The following is a 16,620-nucleotide window of genomic DNA, read 5'->3' on the forward strand; positions in this document are numbered from 1 at the left end:
TTTGCACTCGCAATAAACGCGTAAAAGCAACCAATTACTTTGAGTAAGCAAGCTACTTTACCGGTTAAACATACCATAATTTCTGATTTTAAAGAAATCACGAAAATGCGCTTGTCGTTAAGCGTTGTTTTTTCTTCAATAGCAGGTTACCTTTTAGGTGCCGAAACGGTCGATTTCACAATACTTTTTCTATTAGCTTTGGGTGGCTATTTTATGGTAGGTGCTTCCAATGCATTTAATCAAATTATTGAAAAAGATTTAGATGCATTAATGGATCGTACTAAAAACAGACCTGTAGCAGCAGGTCGTATGTCTGTAAATGTCGCTTTTGCAATAGCTTGTCTTTTTACCGTTTTGGGAATTGGTATTTTATATGTCATCAATCCTCAAACAGCCATGTTTGGTGCTATTTCAATCTTTTTGTATACATCTGTCTATACACCATTAAAAACAAAAACGCCATTATCCGTTTTTGTAGGTGCTATTCCTGGTGCAATTCCATTTATGTTAGGGTGGGTAGCGGCAACAAATGATTTTGGAATTGAACCAGGTACCTTGTTTGCCATTCAATTTTTTTGGCAATTCCCACACTTTTGGGCTATAGGTTGGTTTTTATTCGATGATTATAGAAAAGGAGGCTTTTTTATGTTGCCTACAGGCAAACAAGATAAGGGAACAGCGAAACAAATTATCATGTATACGGTATGGACTTTATTAGTGTCTATTGTTCCTGTATTTGGATTTACAGGTCGACTTAAATTATCAATCCTTGCTGCTGTAATTGTGTTTTTATTAGGATTATGCATGCTATATTATGCAATTCAACTGTATAAAAAAATGAGTGTGCAGGCTGCTAAACAACTAATGTTGGCAAGTGTTTTGTACATTACTATATTACAAATAGTCTACGTTGTAGACAAATTTATTAGATAACCATGGATTTAACCCAAGGAACTTTAGAGGAGAAAAAGGGCAGAGCAAAAAAAATGATGCTTTGGTTTGGTATTTTGTCATTAATTATGTCTTTTGCAGGCTGGACAAGTGCTTTTGTTGTGAGTAGTACAAGGCCAGATTGGGCTTCGGAGTTTGAGTTGCCACAAGCATTTTTAATTAGTACTATTGTCATCATTATTAGTAGTATTACTATATGGCTGGCAAAACGTAGCCTAACTCAAAGCAACAGACAAATGACAACCGTTTGGTTGTTATCCACATTTGTATTAGGGATCATTTTTATTTATAATCAATTTATAGGTTTTCAACAGATTATAGAATTGGGTTATAATTTCACGGGTCCTACAAGTAATGTTACCATGAGTTATATTTATTTGATAGCTGTGGTACATATTTTACACGTGGCCGTAGGGTTAATTTGCCTACTGGTCGTAATTTATAATCATTTTAAACAAAAGTATTCTTCAAGCCAGATGTTAGGTGTTGAATTAATCGCAACTTACTGGCATTTTGTAGATTTACTTTGGGTCTATCTCTTTTTATTTTTATATTTTGTGGGGTAATTAAATCCGCTAAATACTTGAATTAAATAAGGTATTTACCAATATCTGCCTAATCAACCCAAAATTTTAGAGTGGATGTTTCTTTAAAAAGATAAATTGATTATTTTTGTGCAACTTTTATTAACTAAACCTGACATATGAGTACTACAGTTGTAAAAACTGGAACAGAAGGTAAAACCTGGGGTGGCGGAAACGAGCCGCTAAAAGCAAGTTACGGTAAAATGATGATGTGGTTTTTTATCGTATCAGATGCCTTAACGTTTTCAGGATTTTTAGCAGCCTATGGATTTTCCAGATTTAAGTTTATTGGATCTTGGCCAATTGCCGATGAGGTCTTTACCCACGTGCCATTTCTACATGGACAGGAATTGCCAATGATTTATGTGGCATTTATGACGTTCGTCTTAATCATGTCGTCCGTTACCATGGTATTGGCTGTGGATGCTGGACATCATATGAATAAAGCTAAAGTTACCATTTATATGTTTTTAACCATTATTGGTGGTATCATATTTGTTGGCTCACAAGCTTGGGAGTGGAAAACGTTTATTCAAGGTGATTATGGTGCTATTCAAACAAAAGGAGGTCATATTTTACAGTTTGTGGATACAGATGGTAAGCGTGTTGCCTTAAAAGATTTTGTTGTTGCAACACCTAAAGATAGAGCACAACACGAGCGTAAAAATGGTTTATGGTATGTGGAAGAAGGTACGATGCCAACGTATACTTTAAATGAAGTTATTCACGGTTTAGAATCTCATGAAAATATTTTGGTAAGAACGGAGATTTTAAATGAGCATGGCCATAAAACGGTACTTAGTAGAGGAGAATCTTTACAAAAACTAAAAAAAGACGGCAAAGCGGTTGTTGAAGGTGCAAATTTAACAGTTAATGAATATGGTGCGCCTCTATTTGCAGATTTCTTCTTTTTTATAACCGGTTTTCACGGATTCCACGTATTTTCAGGCATTGTTATAAATATCATTATTTTCTTTAATGTTATTTTAGGAACCTATGAGCGAAGAGGAAGTTATGAAATGGTTGAAAAAGTTGGTCTTTATTGGCACTTTGTAGATTTAGTTTGGGTATTTGTATTCACATTCTTCTACCTTGTTTAATTATAGATAATACAGTTAAAAAATGGCAGACGCACATAAATTAGAAATATTTAGAGGATTAGTAAAGTTTAAATCTAACACTCAAAAAATTTGGGGAGTACTTATTTTACTTACCATTGTTACGGCAGTTGAAGTAGTTTTAGGTATATATAAACCTGAAATATTAATGGGTCACCTATTAGGAATGAAAATTTTAAATTGGATTTTCATAATTTTAACCATAGTAAAAGCATACTATATTACTTGGGATTTCATGCACATGCGTGATGAAACAGCCGCTTTTCGTAGGATGGTTGTTTGGACAGCAATTTTCTTAATTTGCTATTTAGTTTTTATTCTTTTACAAGAAGGCGGTTATATAGAAAGTGTCTACCATGATGGTTTTATTAAGCAAGACTTTTAACACAGTTAAATATTCTACAAAAGGCGGTTTTTAAACCGCCTTTTTTTATTTTTGCATTATGAAAAAGAAGCAAATAAAAAAGTATATTATTTTAGGTGTTTTATTCCTTCTACCAGTTATGTTTGTTCTGGTACTTTCCCTTTCCGAAGACAACTACAATCCTTTAGATATAGTTAACGAAAATGTGGTGGAATTGCCAGAAAATGAAAATAATATAATATTAAAAGATCATATCACTGTTTTAGCTTTTTTTGGCAAACAACCCATGGATATGGCTATTGCAGCTTCCAACCTTAAAGAATTAGTATACGATAAATTTAAAGGCTTCAAAAAATTTCAAATAGTAGTATTGGTGCCAAATGGAACGCAAGCAGAATCAGAAGCATTATATAAGGAAATAGCACGCTACGAAGATTTGCGTTTTTGGCATTTTGTTCAAGCAGATGAAGAAGCTATTAAAAATACCTTTAACAGTTTAAAGAAATCTTTTTCCTTATCAGATAATTTGGCAACGGACAACGTGTTTATTGTGGATACGGATCTTCAACAGCGTGGTCGTTTAGATGATCGGTCTGATAACGAAAAAGCTAGTAATAAACCAATTTATGGTTTGGATGCGTACAACTGCATTCAAGTAGCAGTTATTAAAAATAAAATGAGTGCCGAAGATTTACGAGTTCTTTTTACCGAATATCGTCAAAAACGAAAAGGTAATTTCGACTCGGAGACACGTCGTGCTAATGAATTAAAACAAACAAATCATGAGCAAGAAAGCTAATTATTCCTATGTGGGTATCGCCTTTGTAATTCTAATATTTGGAATTTGGTTTGTACCGCGAATTGTAAATCGTATTACCAATGGTGATACCGTAAGAAATGACAATAGAAGCGAACAAGTATCTAAAACTGATTTTTCAAAAGATGAAACATCAGATCTTGTTTTTCTGAATATAAATGGTGCCCCAAAAAAAGTTCCTGCCTTTAGTTTTACCAATCAACACGGTAAAACTATTACAGAACAGGATTATTTAGGAAAAGTGTATGTTGTTGAATTTTTCTTTACCACGTGTCCAACTATTTGTCCAAAGATGAATGAAAACCTGGTGCAAATTCAAAATGAATTCAAAGAGTTTGAAAATTTTGGTGTTGCATCATTCTCTATAATGCCCGAAACTGATACACCAGAAGTATTAAAAGCCTACGCAGAAAAATATGGAATTACAAATCCAAATTGGAATTTAATGACTGGTAATCAAGATGCTATTTTCGAGTTAGCAAATGTTGGTTTTAATATTTATGTTGGTCAAGATGAAACCGTAGAAGCTGGATTTGAACATTCAGGGAATTTTGCGCTGATAGATAAAAATGGATTTATACGCTCTAGAACAGATGATTTTGGTAACCCTAAAATTTTCTACTCTGGAATTATCAGTGAAGCCGAACAAGTAGATGAAGATGGTCAGAAAGAAGAAATCAGTATGTTAAAGAAAGACATTGCTAAATTATTAAAAGAATAATGAGTGAGAATTTACAAGCCGAGCAGAAATATAATAAGTGGATTATTATTCTGTCTATAATTATTCCAATTGTGGTTGCTATTTTATTTGGCGTAAAAATACCAAATGTAGAACCACTTATGTTTTTACCACCCATTTACGCTACTACAAACGCAATTACTGCTTTCGTTTTAGTAACGGCCTTTTGGGCTATAACAAATGGGAAGCAAAAACTTCATGAAAACTTGATGAAAGTAGCCATATTACTTTCAGTAGCCTTTTTAGTTATGTATGTAGCTTACCACATGACGAGCGATTCTACAAAATATGGAGGAGAAGGTATTATGAAATATGTGTATTATGTTATTTTAATCTTGCACATCATCCTGTCTGTTGTTGTTATTCCATTTGTACTTATAACCTATGTTAGGGCCATTACAAATAACATAGAACGTCACAAAAAAATTGCGCGATTTACATTCCCATTATGGCTGTTTGTGGCAGTTTCTGGTGTGGTAGTTTTTATTATGATATCACCGTATTATGCTTAATTTATCAAGCAGAAAACAGGTTATAAAGCAATAATCACATTAATTTCTAAATATGAAGAAAGCACTCATTTTTACCTCTATAATAATGCTGTTTTACACATTGCCAGCAGAGGCGCAATGCGCTATGTGTCGTGCTGTTTTAGAAAGTGAAGAAGGTCAAGCCCAAGCTGAAGGTATCAATAATGGAATTGTGTACTTAATGGCCATACCCTATATTCTAGTTGCAGGAATAGGAATTCTCATATATAGAAATTTTAGAGCAAAAAAAAATTAAGTGCGTCAGATTCTTTTCACGGGTTGCCTTTTAATGAGCTTTCTTTCTATAAATGCTCAAACGCTTGTAGGGGTCATTACAGATAGTCTTTCTAATAAACCACTTGCGTACGCAAACTTAAGTGTTTTAAATTCTAAACACGGAACATCTACTGACAGTTTAGGGAACTATATTTTAGAAATAAAAAATCACTCGAATGATACAGTTTTAGTTTCCATGTTAGGGTATCAAACTAAAAAAATTCCGTTACATCACTTTTTAGATAATACGAATGCATTGGATATTCGCTTGTCTGGTTTAAATACAAATTTGGATGATGTGTTGCTTGTCTATAAAAAGAAAAAATATACTTCGGCAAAAACTTTAGGCATACCTAGAAAGAAAATTAAATTTAAATCGTCCGTTCCAATTGGTTATGAACGTAGTGTATTTATTGCCAATAAATCGAGAAGAAAGGGGAAAATCAAATCGGTTAGTTTTTATGTTAAAAAGGCCGATTCTGATATTTACAACATGCATCCTATTTATTTCCGAATTAAGTTTTACCAAAAGCATGCATATAATCAAGGTCCTGGGAACGCAATTTCATATTATGACAGTATTCTTAAACCTAATAACAAGAATCAGAAAATTCAGGTGAATTTAGATGATTTTTTAATTCCTTTTTTAGAAACAGGTATTTATATAGGAATTGAAACCGTAAACCCTACACCTGCTGAACCAACAGGGAGTATGTATATTACCACACCCAATTTAGTAATGACGTATAATTCGGAACCTTTAACCTATTCTAGTTTTCGAGGACAACCATGGACACATTTAAAGCGTAAAATGAAATGGAAAGCCTTTGGAAAAACGAGTTATTATTATACAAATCCACTTATAGATGTCGAGGTTCAATTTGAGAAATAAAGGCTTGCCAATCATATATTTATAAAAAGTTTAACAAACCATAAAAAGTGTAAGATTAAAATATATTTACATTTGTTGTAACATTTTTCTGTTTTGTAAGTCTTATTTATAGAATAGAATTTAACCAACCACAGTAAATTATGCTAACTATAAGCAAATTACACAAATCCTATCCAATAGGTGATTCAAGTTTACATGTTTTAAAAGGGATTGATCTTTCCGTAGAAGAGGGAGAAATGGTGGCAATCATGGGGTCTTCTGGTTCGGGGAAATCGACCTTATTAAATATTATTGGTATGTTAGATGAAGCCGATGAAGGCGAATATATTCTTGATGGTGTACCTATTAAAAATCTAACAGAAAAAAAAGCAGCCATTTATAGAAATAAGTTTTTAGGATTCATCTTTCAATCCTTTAACCTAATTAACTATAAAAATGCTATCGAAAACGTATCATTACCGCTATATTATCAAGGTATGAAACGTGCTGAACGTCAAGAATTAGGAATGTTTCATTTGGAAAAAGTAGGTTTAGCCAATTGGGCGCATCACTTACCTAATGAATTATCTGGTGGACAAAAACAACGTGTGGCAATTGCTCGCGCTTTAGCAGCCAATCCTAAATTACTACTTGCCGATGAGCCAACAGGAGCTTTAGATACGAAAACATCTCACGAGATAATGGCTTTTATTCAACAATTAAATGATGAAGGAAAAACCATATTAATGGTAACTCATGAAGAGGATATAGCTAATATGTGTAAACGTATCGTTCGTTTAAAGGATGGTGTTATAATGGAAGATGTCTTTGTAGAACAAGTTAGAGCCGAACAATATGTTTGATTTAGATCTTTGGCGCGAAATATTTCAGAGTATCAATAAAAACCGAACGCGAAGCTTGCTCTCGGGATTTACAGTGGCTTTTGCAATCCTTTTGTTTGCCGTTCTGTTTGGTTTAGCTAATGGTTTGCAGAATACATTCTCTGAAGCCTTTAATGACGATGCCAATAACTCCATCATGATTTATTCAGGTATGACTACTAAAGCTAATAAAGGGCTTCAAGCCGGTAGACGCATTCAGTTTAAAAATGAAGATTATGAGTACGTCAAGGACGAATTCAAAGATAAAGTTCAATTTATTACCTCACGTGTTTACAGAAATGTAACCGCTACTTTCAGAAACGAAAAAAATAGTTATTCTGTTCGGGCGGTTCATCCAGACCATCAGTATCTAGAAATGACTATTATAGATCAAGGTCGTTACATTAATGAAATGGATGTGAAAGAACATACCAAAGTCGTGGTAATTGGACGATTGGTAGAAGAAGATTTATTTTTAAAAACAACCGCTTTAGGGAAATATATTAATCTTGATGGTATTCCGTATAAGGTCGTTGGTATTTTTTCTGACGATGGTGGAGACAATGAAGAACGCTTAATATATATGCCTATTTCTACAGCACAACGGTTATATGGTAATACGGATTATGTCGATCAAATAAATTTAACCTATAACCCTGAAATGGATTATGATCAAGCTATTGCTTTTGGTAGGACGCTAACCAATAAAATGAAAAACCGATTTGATGTTGCAGAAACTGACCAACGGGCTATCCGTATCCAAAACATGGCAGAAGGTACCAAAGCAGTTGGCCAAATGACAACCGCTTTAGGGTTTATAATATTTGTAATTGGTTTTGGAACTCTAATAGCTGGTGTTGTTGGTATTAGTAATATTATGATATTTATAGTAAAAGAACGAACTAAAGAAATTGGTATCCGAAAAGCGCTAGGTGCTACACCACGTTCCATTGTATCCATTATATTAATAGAATCTATATTAATTACAGCTATTGCAGGTTATGTTGGATTATTATTAGGTGTTGGTATATTAGAACTGGCTGCTCCTACATTAGAAACCTACTTTATAAAAGATCCAAGCGTGCAACCTTCATTAATAATTGCCGCAACCATAACGCTTATTTTAGCAGGAGCCATTGCAGGTTATTTACCCGCTAAAAAAGCCTCACAAATTAAACCCATTGTAGCATTAAGAGACGACTAATATGTTTAAATTTTTAACAGATAGAGATACGTGGCAAGAGGTTTTTGATAGTCTTAGTAAAAACAAACTACGATCTATTTTAACCATGGTTGGCGTATGGTGGGGAATTTTACTCCTTATAGGTCTTCTAGGTTCAGCTCGAGGATTAGAAAATGCTTTTAACCGCTTGTTTGGCGATTTTGCTACAAACAGTGTATTTGTTTGGGCACAAAGTACCAGCAAACCATTTCAAGGCTTTCAAGAAGGTAGGCAAGTTAAGCTGACATTAACCGATGCTAAAAAAGTTGAAGAGAATGTGGAAGGTATTGAGTTTGTAGTCCCTAGAAGCCAAAGCCAGGCTATGGTTGTACGTAACTTCCTTTCAGGTACTTTTGGTATCAATGGCGATTATCCTTTATTAGACCAAGTTCAGAAAAAGAAGTTAATTCACGGTCGCTTTATCAATCAAAATGATATTGAATCTAATAAAAAAGTCGTTGTTATTTCAGAAGATGTGTACAAACAACTTTTTGAAAAAGGGGTTCAAGCTATAGGAGAGTTAATTCAAATTAATAGCATGAACTTTAAAGTTATTGGTGTTTTTGAAGTTGGTAACATGAATATGGGACCATCTACCGATATGCATATACCGTTTACCACTTTTCAACAAATTTATAATCGTGGTGAAAACATTAGTTGGATGATGATTACTGGTAAACCTGAATACAACATTAAACAAATAGAAGAAGATTCCAAACTCATTTTAAGAAACCTAAACAATGTGCATCCTGAAGACAAACGTGCCTTTGGAAGCTTTAATTTAGGAAAAGAATTTGCAAAAATGACAGGTTTTCTATCTGGTATGCAGTTTTTAACTTGGTTTGTAGGGATAGCAACACTTATTGCAGGCGTTTTTGCCATTGGAAATATTCTATTAATAACAGTAAAAGAGCGTACCAAAGAAATTGGTGTAAGGCGTGCGTTAGGAGCAACCCCTTATGAAATAAAACGCCAGATTTTAGTAGAGGCTGTTTTCATTACATTATTGGCAGGATTCTTTGGAATTATAAGTGGCGGTTGGATTCTTATAGCTCTGGATGCTGCATTCGGTCAAGGACCAGACGCAACCATGGTAAATGCATCCGTTTCTATTGCAGTGGTATTTATAGCATTGTTAATTTTGGTAATTTTAGGAACCTTAATCGGATTGATTCCAGCCTTTAAAGCCACCAGCATTAAACCTATTGAAGCTTTACGCGAAGAATAAAATTTACAGAAATATAACTAACCGATCAAATAAAAATAATAAACACAATCAAATGAATAAAGCAGTAAAAATCATTATTGGCATCGTAGTCTTAGTACTATTTGTTTGGGTAATTAAATACTTTAAGGATTCCAACTCCAAAGCCATTGAAGAGTTTAAAACCGAAACACCATTTTATACATCCATAAAAACAAAAGTGGTTGCCACAGGGAAATTAAACCCTGAAGAAGAAGTTGAATTAAAACCACAAATAGCTGGGATTATTGATAAAATTCTGGTGGAAGAGGGTGATATTGTTAAAAAGGGCGATTTAATTGCTAGAATTCGTGTCGTGCCAAACGAACAAAGTTTAGTTAGTGCTAGAAGCCGAATTAATACTGCAGAGTTGTCTTACAATAACTCGAAAACCTTATACGATAGAAACAAAGCGCTTTTTGAAAAAGGTGTAATTTCAAAACAGGATTTTGAAAATAGTGAATTAGCTTTAAATCAGGCCAATGAATCCTTACGTCAAGCTCAAAATGATTTTCAAATTATCAAGCAAGGTTCGTTATCTGGAGGCGGTTCAGCAAACACCAACATTGTAGCCCAAATTCCAGGAACAGTTTTAGAAATTCCAGTGCGTGAAGGAGACCAAGTAATTGAAGCTAATAGTTTTAATGCTGGTACTACAATTGCTACCATTGCTGATATGAGTAAAATGATTTTTGAAGGTAAAGTAGATGAATCTGAAGTTGGAAAAATTGAAGAAGGTAAGGATATTATAGTCGTTCTTGGCGCTATTAATCAGCAAGAATTTCCTTCTAAATTAACCTTTGTGGCACCAAAGGGTATAGAGGAAAATGGCGCTGTACAATTTACTATTAAAGCAGATGTTCAAGTGGATCCATCAGTAAAAATTAGAGCTGGTTACAGTGCTAATGCTGAAATTGAAATGGAAAGTAAAGACAGTGTTATGGTTGTCAAGGAAGCCTTATTGCAATTCAACCGTTTTACAGAGAAGCCTTTTGTGGAAATACAAAAAGAAGATGGGACCTTTGAAGAGAAATATGTGGAATTAGGTATTTCTGATGGAATAAACGTTGAAGTTACAGATGGTATTGGCGAAACGGATAAAATAAAAGTGTGGAATAAAGCAAAAGAAGATAATAATGATGACGATTAATAAATTACGGACATTAACAGTTATAATACTCGGATTGTCTGGAGGTGTTTTTGCTCAACAAAAAACATGGACACTCCAAGAATGTGTGGATTATGCATTGGAAAACAATATAACTGTTCAGAAGGGCTCAAATACGCTTTTAATTAATGAAGAAGACATAACTGCTGCAAAAGGAAGTCTATTACCATCTTTAGGTGCAAGTGCTAGGCAAGGACTGTCTCTAGGTAACCAAGAGCTTTTTCCAGGTCAATTTGTAGATAGAACAGCAAATAGTACTAACATTGGTATTAATGTAAATCAGACTATCTTTAACGGTTTCAGAAATACTAATTTACACAAACAAGCACAATTAACTTTAGATAGAAACCAACTTGAACTAAACCGCATTAAAGATGACATTTCGCTAAATGTTGTGAATGCCTATTTAAATATACTATTTAATAAAGAAAATTTAGAAACGGCTCAAGCACAATTAGAATTCTCTACTAAACAGCTTGAGCAGGTTAAAGCTTTAGTGGATGCAGGTGTTCAAGCTCAAGCTAATACATATGATGCAGAGGCAACTGTGAGCAGTGATGAGCAAAACTTAACAGTGGCTGAAAATAATTACAATTTAGCTATTTTAAGCTTATCACAGCTTTTGCAATTACCATATGAAGGCTTTAATGTTGAAATTATTGAGGTTGATAGTCCTTCAGCGGCATTGATGTATGAGGATATTGGTCCAATTCTAGAGTATGCCTATAATAATCGTTACGAGATAAAAGTAGCTGAAAAAAATATAGAAGGAGCTGAATTGAATACTGAAATTTCTAAAGGAGGTTATTTGCCAAATGTTTCGTTTAGTTATGGCTTTGGTTCTAATGTTTTTTATACAAATTTACAAGATGATGAGGCAACTTTTATGAATCAATTAAATGATAATAAAGCCCATAGTTTTTCTCTAAATATTGGAATTCCTATTTTTTCGCAGTTTCAGAATAAAACAGCTGTTGCAAAAGCTAAAATTCAGAAAGAAAATAGCAAATTAGATTTAGAACAAGCAAAATTAGATTTAGAAAGTAACATACAGCGTGCTTTTACCGATGCTCAAGCTGCATTAAAAGCCTATGAAGCTTCAAAAAAATCTGTAGCTGCTCAAAAATTATCTTTTGAAAACGCTCAAGAACGCTATACTTTGGGGAGTATGAATACCTTCGATTTAGAACAATCACGTATTCAACTTATAAATGCTCAATCTCGTTTAATAAATGCAAAATATGATTTTGTATTTAAAACAAAAGTATTAGATTTCTATTTAGGAAAACCAATAACACAGTAATTTAGTGGCAATTATATTAAGTATAGAAACAGCAACAACTAATTGTTCGGTCTCTCTTTCTAAAGCAGGAGAGACTTTTGCTTTAAAAGAAGATAATAGTAATGGCTTTTCGCATGCCGAACGTCTACATATTTTTATCAATGCTATTTTGAAAGAAAATAGCATTGATAAATCTGAAATAGCAGCAATTGCAGTTAGCAAAGGTCCAGGTTCTTATACTGGCTTACGCATTGGAGTTTCGGCGGCAAAAGGCTTGTGTTTTGCTTTAAATATTCCGTTAATTAGTATTTCTACTTTAGAAGCTTTAGCGCATCAGGTACAGATTTCAGAAGGTATGATAATTCCTATGTTGGATGCAAGACGCATGGAAGTCTACGCAGCGGTTTATCAAGCTAATTACGAGCCAATAAGGGGTATTGAAGCCGAGGTTTTAAATGAAACATCCTATATGGTTTTTTTACAGAGAGGTTTGGTGTATTTTGTTGGTAATGCTGTGGAAAAAACGAAAACTCTTATAACACATTCCAATGCCGTTTTCGTGGAAAACAAATTGCCATCGGCAAAAGAAATGGGTGCTTTAGCTTTTAGCAAGTATCAAAAAAGCGACACCGAAGATGTCGCTTATTTTGAGCCTTATTATTTAAAAGATTTCGTGGCTTTAAAACCAAAATCTTAACAAGTATTATCCTTGTTTTTGTATTTCTACTTGGTGTGGGTAAGGGATATCAATTCCGGCTGCATCTAGAGCTTCTTTTGTTTGCTCAATGATATCAAACTTAACGGTCCAATAGTCTTCTTTCTTAACCCAAACGCGTGTAAAGAAATTAATGGAACTATCTGCTAATTCAGAAACATTTACTGCTGTAGCAGGTTCTTTTAAAACTAATGGGTGCGAATTAACTACACCCAAAAGGACGTCTTTGGTCTTTTTAATGTCTGAATCATAACCAACGCCAAAGGTAAAGTCTACACGACGCGTATCTTCAGTACTATAATTAACAATATTACCGTTTGATAATGCACCATTTGGAATAATTATTTCCTTGTTGTCGGTTGTGTTTAGTTTTGTTGTAAAAATTTCAATTTCTTTAACCGTACCACTTTCACCTTGGGCTTCAATAAAATCGCCAATTTTAATAGGTTTAAAAATCATTAAAAGAACACCACCTGCAAAATTACCTAAAGAACCCTGTAAAGCCAAGCCGATAGCTAAACCTGCAGCAGCTATTACAGCAGCAAAAGAAGTGGTTGGAACACCTAAAGTACCTAATAAAGTAATTACTAATAAAACTTTAAGGAGCGCACTCATTAGGTTTAATAGAAATTTTTTCAGGCTTTCCTCATAATGCCCCTTGTCTAGTATTTTTCTTACAGCCTTAAGTAACTTTTTAATAATCCAAGAGCCTACAATCCATATTACAATGGCTCCAATAATTTTTAAGCCATAGGTTGTTGCAAAACCAATTGCTTGGTCAATCCAATAATCTAAATTTTTATCCATATTTATTAAACGAGTTTAGTTGAAAAGCAAATTTAGGGATTATCTAACAGTTCTAAAAATTATAGAAACGTAAAATAATGATTAACAGGCATATAATGCTTGGCACCGCTTGTATGTAAAATAACTTCTGTTTTTTGGTGGAATACGCACCGTAAATACCTGCTATAATTATACAGATTAAAAAGAAAATTAACAGCCGATAATCATTTAAATAAAGGCTAAATAGAAGTCCTGCAGCTAAAAATCCATTATATAAACCTTGATTGGCAGCTAGGATTTTAGTTTCTTCGGCAAAGACTTTCGATTTGAGCCCAAATGCCTTAATTCCTTTTGGCTTGGTCCATTGGAACATTTCTAAATACATAAAATAAATGTGTTCAATAGCAATAAGAACAACCAGGAAAGGAATCAGTATATCCATAAGGTATGTATAAAAAACGCCCTAAAAAGGGCGGTTTTAATAGATGTTATTTAACCTCGAAGGTTATTTTAATATTCACTCTAAATTCAGTTACATTATCGCCATTAACAATGGCGCTTTGTTCTTTAACATAAACCGACCGAATATTTTTTACTGTTTTAGATGCTTCTTTAACTGCTTTTCGCGTGGCATCTTCCCAACTCGTTTCAGAATTTGATAATACTTCAATAACTTTTAAAATAGCCATAATTTTTAGGTTTTAATTATGCTAATAAGTTACTAATTATTAATCAAATAATAAAATTAACCATTTAATGCTTCAACGGTTTCTACACGTCCTTTAAGCATTTCTTTTAGCATATTCTCAATTCCATTTTTGAGCGTAAATGTAGAAGACGGACAACCACTACAAGCGCCTTGTAAAATAACCTTAACGGTTTTAGTATCTGGATTATAAGATTCAAATTGAATATTTCCACCATCACTAGCTACTGCTGGCTTAATATATTCTTCTAAAATATTAATGATTTCTTTCGATGTATCATCTCGGGACTCATAGGCTTCATCTAATTTATCACTCGATTTATTTAAAACGTCTTGTGCATTAGAATTGACAATTTCTTTACCGTTTTCAATAAATGAGCGAATAAACTCACGCACTTCCATGGTAATGGTTTCCCATTCTGCCATATCATATTTGGTTACAGAAATATAATTTTCTTCCATAAACACACTTTTTACAAAAGGGAAATGAAATAATTCTGTGGCTAATGGTGAAACTTTTGCTTCGTCTATTGATGTAAACTCATAAGTGGCAGTTACTAATTTTTTATTCGCTACAAACTTTATTACAGCTGGATTTGGCGTGCTTTCTGCGTAAACGGTAACAGGTATTTTTTTTACGCTTGTTGTATCTGTTACAACAACAGCGCCCGAATTTAAATACTCTGTAATTTGTTCGGCAACTTCCTCTTGAACGTCAGACCACTCGACAATATTAAAGCGTTCAATAGCAATAAAATTGCTAGATATATATACCTTCTTTACAAAAGGCAGATAAAATAATTGTTGCGCTAAAGGCGAATTTTTTGCTTCGTCAATATTATTAAATTCAAAGCTTTGATGCTTGGTTATAAACTGATTAAGTTCAAATTTAATGATGGTATTGTTGGAAGTTTCTTGAATGGAAACTGTATATGGATTCATGATAAATATATTTTTTGCAAAAATACTAAAAGAAAACTACAGATATCCATATATTTGAGTTTTAATGCTCGGTAAAAATAGTGTTGAAACTTTATTAATTTCATGAATCTTGATAAGCTTTAACTTTTGAAATGAAGTGATAAAAAGTAATTTTTATATATTTGGTCGCGGATTTATAATTTTTTTATAAAAACCGAGTTTAAATAAGGATAAAGATTTAGTGTTCTTTTTACCAATCTACCTTGAAATATATACTATGAGAATGAAAAGGTTTATTTTAATAGCAGTTGTTGCCTTTTTTACACAATTTGTAAAAGCCCAAGAGGGACTCCCTATTTATACCGATTATCTTACTGATAATTATTATTTAATCCATCCATCTATGGCTGGTGTTGCTAATTGTGCCAAAATACGAATGACAGGCAGACAGCAATGGTTTGGTCATGAAAACGCTCCGAAATTGCTAACAGTAAGTGCCAACGGTAGAATAGGTGATTCAAATTCTGGTATAGGTGCTATTTTTTATACGGACAAAAATGGGTATCACTCTCAAAACGGTGCTTATTTGACCTATGCTTACCAATTAATGTTTTCTAGAAATGAAGTAGACTTAAACATGCTGTCTTTTGGGTTGAGTGTTGGTGCTATTCAATATAAATTAGATGAAACGGCATTTTTGAATGAATTACCAGACCGAATTATTTCTGGTATCGAGCAAAGTTCAACCAATTTTAATATCGATTTTGGATTTTCATATTTCTTGTATAACTTTTATGCACACGCTACTGTTAAAAATATTTTAGATAATGAAGGTATCAATAACGATATTGAAATTACTAGCAATTTAAGACGCTTTTTATTCTCTACAGGTATTGTTTTAGGCAAGTTTGGTAGTGAATGGAGTTATGAGCCGTCTGTTATGTTTCAATATAAAGATGGTACTAAAGAATCATCTATAGATATCAACGCCAAGGTTTATAAGGAAATGGATTTTGGAAAACTTTGGGGTGGATTATCCTACCGTCGTAGTTTAGATGGTGCCGAGTTTATAGAAAATAACAACGTGAGTAGTCAGAAACTACAATATATTTCACCACTTGTAGGTGTTAATTTTAAAGAGTTTATGTTTGCGTATACCTATTCATACCAATCAAATTCTGTCGTGTTTAATAATGGTGGTTTTCACCAAATTACATTAGGTTATAACTTTGGATGTAGAAAAGAACGTTACCACTGTAATTGTCCTGCTATTAACTAAAATAAAGTCAGAAACATATATTTTAAACTCGGAATACTATTCCGAGTTTTTTTATGCAGTAAATTTTTGTTTAAATAAAAACAAGAATGTGTGTATATACAGTTTTAATTAGGGAATGGCTTTAATCAATTCGTAAAAAACGCTTTTTTGCTCAAAACAAAGGCGAT

The 16,620-nt window shown here is 33.3% G+C and carries 20 protein-coding genes; 16 read left to right on the forward strand and 4 right to left on the reverse strand.

The features are described 5' to 3' along the window. Positions 1–39: 39 nt before the first annotated feature. The 15 genes from cyoE to tsaB all read left to right on the forward strand — a co-directional run bounded on the left by cyoE (position 40) and on the right by tsaB (position 12,743). Positions 40–933 carry a heme o synthase gene (gene cyoE, locus BM239_RS05220; protein WP_092206556.1) on the forward strand — a complete coding sequence of 298 codons (894 nt, stop codon included), beginning with the start codon at positions 40–42 and terminating at the stop codon, positions 931–933. Positions 934–935: 2 nt separating this feature from the next. Next, positions 936–1,517: a cytochrome c oxidase subunit 3 gene (locus tag BM239_RS05225; protein ID WP_092206557.1), complete on the forward strand. Its 582-nt coding sequence runs from the start codon at positions 936–938 to the stop codon at positions 1,515–1,517. A gap of 137 nt (positions 1,518–1,654) precedes the next feature. After that, a complete protein-coding gene (locus tag BM239_RS05230) occupies positions 1,655–2,635 on the forward strand; it encodes a cytochrome c oxidase subunit 3 (RefSeq protein WP_092206558.1) in 981 nt (326 codons plus the stop codon). 22 nt (positions 2,636–2,657) lie between these two features. After that, positions 2,658–3,038: a cytochrome C oxidase subunit IV family protein gene (locus BM239_RS05235; protein ID WP_092206559.1), complete on the forward strand. Its 381-nt coding sequence runs from the start codon at positions 2,658–2,660 to the stop codon at positions 3,036–3,038. A gap of 58 nt (positions 3,039–3,096) precedes the next feature. Beyond that, on the forward strand, positions 3,097–3,816 hold the full coding sequence (locus tag BM239_RS05240) for a hypothetical protein (protein ID WP_092206560.1): 720 nt from the start codon (positions 3,097–3,099) through the stop codon (positions 3,814–3,816). After that, on the forward strand, positions 3,800–4,555 hold the full coding sequence (locus BM239_RS05245) for an SCO family protein (protein WP_092206561.1): 756 nt from the start codon (positions 3,800–3,802) through the stop codon (positions 4,553–4,555). The genes BM239_RS05240 and BM239_RS05245 overlap by 17 nt, the downstream gene beginning before the upstream one ends. Continuing rightward, complete coding sequence (locus BM239_RS05250; protein ID WP_092206562.1) at positions 4,555–5,085, forward strand: DUF420 domain-containing protein; 531 nt, start codon at positions 4,555–4,557, stop codon at positions 5,083–5,085. The genes BM239_RS05245 and BM239_RS05250 overlap by 1 nt, the downstream gene beginning before the upstream one ends. Positions 5,086–5,137: 52 nt before the next feature. Further along, entirely contained in the window at positions 5,138–5,359 is a 222-nt protein-coding gene (locus BM239_RS05255) for a hypothetical protein (RefSeq protein WP_092206563.1), read from the forward strand. Beyond that, a complete protein-coding gene (locus BM239_RS05260) occupies positions 5,360–6,271 on the forward strand; it encodes a carboxypeptidase-like regulatory domain-containing protein (protein ID WP_143094893.1) in 912 nt (303 codons plus the stop codon). Between the two features lie 140 nt (positions 6,272–6,411). Then, the gene (locus BM239_RS05265; RefSeq protein ID WP_092206565.1) at positions 6,412–7,113 is read left to right on the forward strand and encodes an ABC transporter ATP-binding protein; all 702 of its coding nucleotides are present in this window, start codon (positions 6,412–6,414) and stop codon (positions 7,111–7,113) included. Further along, positions 7,106–8,335 carry an ABC transporter permease gene (locus BM239_RS05270; RefSeq protein WP_092206566.1) on the forward strand — a complete coding sequence of 410 codons (1,230 nt, stop codon included), beginning with the start codon at positions 7,106–7,108 and terminating at the stop codon, positions 8,333–8,335. Before BM239_RS05265 ends, BM239_RS05270 begins: the two co-directional genes overlap by 8 nt. Before the next feature lies 1 nt (position 8,336). Next, positions 8,337–9,581, forward strand: a complete 1,245-nt coding sequence (locus BM239_RS05275; RefSeq protein ID WP_092206567.1) for an ABC transporter permease — start codon at positions 8,337–8,339, stop codon at positions 9,579–9,581. A 52-nt stretch (positions 9,582–9,633) separates the two neighbouring features. Next, the gene (locus tag BM239_RS05280; protein ID WP_092206794.1) at positions 9,634–10,746 is read left to right on the forward strand and encodes an efflux RND transporter periplasmic adaptor subunit; all 1,113 of its coding nucleotides are present in this window, start codon (positions 9,634–9,636) and stop codon (positions 10,744–10,746) included. Next, entirely contained in the window at positions 10,733–12,067 is a 1,335-nt protein-coding gene (locus tag BM239_RS05285; protein WP_092206568.1) for a TolC family protein, read from the forward strand. Before BM239_RS05280 ends, BM239_RS05285 begins: the two co-directional genes overlap by 14 nt. A gap of 4 nt (positions 12,068–12,071) precedes the next feature. Further along, complete coding sequence (gene tsaB, locus BM239_RS05290; RefSeq protein WP_092206569.1) at positions 12,072–12,743, forward strand: tRNA (adenosine(37)-N6)-threonylcarbamoyltransferase complex dimerization subunit type 1 TsaB; 672 nt, start codon at positions 12,072–12,074, stop codon at positions 12,741–12,743. 6 nt (positions 12,744–12,749) lie between these two features. Here tsaB and BM239_RS05295 read toward each other — a convergent pair whose 3' ends face one another. The 4 genes from BM239_RS05295 to BM239_RS05310 are packed head-to-tail and all read right to left on the reverse strand — an operon-like array spanning position 12,750 to position 15,195. Continuing rightward, positions 12,750–13,568: a mechanosensitive ion channel family protein gene (locus BM239_RS05295; RefSeq protein ID WP_092206570.1), complete on the reverse strand. Its 819-nt coding sequence runs from the start codon at positions 13,566–13,568 to the stop codon at positions 12,750–12,752. Positions 13,569–13,620: 52 nt separating this feature from the next. After that, entirely contained in the window at positions 13,621–13,989 is a 369-nt protein-coding gene (locus tag BM239_RS05300) for a DUF1304 domain-containing protein (RefSeq protein ID WP_092206571.1), read from the reverse strand. A 46-nt stretch (positions 13,990–14,035) separates the two neighbouring features. Then, complete coding sequence (locus BM239_RS05305) at positions 14,036–14,236, reverse strand: dodecin family protein (protein ID WP_092206572.1); 201 nt, start codon at positions 14,234–14,236, stop codon at positions 14,036–14,038. Positions 14,237–14,292: 56 nt separating this feature from the next. Next, positions 14,293–15,195: a NifU family protein gene (locus BM239_RS05310; protein WP_092206573.1), complete on the reverse strand. Its 903-nt coding sequence runs from the start codon at positions 15,193–15,195 to the stop codon at positions 14,293–14,295. Positions 15,196–15,451: 256 nt separating this feature from the next. Here BM239_RS05310 and BM239_RS05315 point away from each other — a divergent pair, with 256 nt between their 5' ends. Next, on the forward strand, positions 15,452–16,453 hold the full coding sequence (locus BM239_RS05315; RefSeq protein WP_092206574.1) for a PorP/SprF family type IX secretion system membrane protein: 1,002 nt from the start codon (positions 15,452–15,454) through the stop codon (positions 16,451–16,453). Positions 16,454–16,620 lie beyond the last annotated feature (167 nt).

The organism is Algorimicrobium echini, from assembly GCF_900115185.1.
Classification (GTDB): domain Bacteria; phylum Bacteroidota; class Bacteroidia; order Flavobacteriales; family Flavobacteriaceae; genus Algorimicrobium; species Algorimicrobium echini.